This is a genomic window from Rhodococcus sp. NPDC056960, from assembly GCF_042674125.1.
In the GTDB taxonomy this organism is placed as follows: domain Bacteria; phylum Actinomycetota; class Actinomycetes; order Mycobacteriales; family Mycobacteriaceae; genus Rhodococcus_F.
Genome location: NZ_JBHURF010000094.1, coordinates 1 through 1,156, shown reverse-complemented (window position 1 = coordinate 1,156; position 1,156 = coordinate 1). Strand labels below are relative to the sequence as shown.

The 1,156-nt window shown below is 66.8% G+C and carries 1 protein-coding gene and 1 pseudogene; one reads left to right on the top strand and one right to left on the bottom strand.

The features are described from left to right. A pseudogene (locus ACFTWF_RS45055) lies at positions 1-378 on the bottom strand (serine hydroxymethyltransferase); the annotation flags it as partial. Positions 379-490: 112 nt separating this feature from the next. On the opposite strand from ACFTWF_RS45055, the gene ACFTWF_RS45050 reads away from it, so the two are divergent. Continuing rightward, on the top strand, positions 491-1,156 hold a 666-nt coding region (locus ACFTWF_RS45050; protein WP_378467537.1), incomplete at its 3' end, for a GntR family transcriptional regulator.

The following is a 1,156-nucleotide window of genomic DNA, read 5'->3' as shown; positions in this document are numbered from 1 at the left end:
GGGCTGCAGCAGCGCGGCCATCGCGGCGGCGTTGGCCTGCGCACCCGAATGCGGCTGCACGTTGGCGAACTTCGCGCCGAACAGCGAGGTCAGACGGTCGATCGCGAGCTGCTCGATGACGTCGACGTGCTCGCAGCCACCGTAGTAGCGGCGACCGGGGTAACCCTCGGCGTACTTGTTCGTCAGAACCGACCCCTGCGCCTGCATCACCGCGAGCGGGGCGAAATTCTCACTGGCGATCATCTCCAGCGTGCCCTGCTGGCGCCGGAGTTCCGCCGCGATCGCCTGGTGCACGGCGGGGTCGAGGTCGGCGAGCGAATGGGTCAGCGTCGGGTTCGCTGCAGCCGCTTCGGTGCGGCCTGCGGTGTCCACGGTCATGGTTCGCCTTTCTGGAAGGTCAGTTGATTTCGAACTGATATATCAACTGGAAAGTAGAGTAAGGTCAGGAACGAACAAGGTCAATAGCTCCGGAATATCAGGGAGACGAAACATGAGCCTGGCGCAATCATCGGTCGCGGACACGGCATCCACCGGCGGCACCAACGCCGACCGCGCGTACGAGATCGTGCGTGAACGCCTGGTCATGCTCGACATCCGGCCCGGCGAACCGATCAACGACGACCGCCTCGCCGAAGAACTCGGATTCGGCCGCACCCCGGTGCGAGAGGCTCTCAAACGGCTCGAACGGGAACGTCTCGTCGTCGCCTACCCGCGCCGCGGCACGTTCGCCACCGCCGTCGACATGACCGATCTCGCCGACATCTCCGAAATCCGCAAGCAACTCGAACCCAACGCCGCCGCCCGCGCGGCGCGAACCGCCTCACAGGACGCGCGAACGCGACTGTCCGCACTCGCCGACGAGATCGCCGAGATCAGCGACACCGAGGACCCGCGGGACGTCCTGCGCTACGACGTGCGCGTCCACCGCGAGATCTACCGGGCGTCCGGCAATCCGCACCTCGAAGACATCCTCGTCAGCCTCGACGCCCACGCCACCCGCATCTGGTGCCTGTTCCTCGACCGCCTGCCCGACGTCGCGAGCCACGTCCGCGAGCACGCCGAACTGCTACGGGCCATCGTCGACGGCGACGGAGACACCGCCTCCGCCCTCACCCTCGCCCACGTCACCGGCTTCGAGCAAGCCATCCGCGACCTG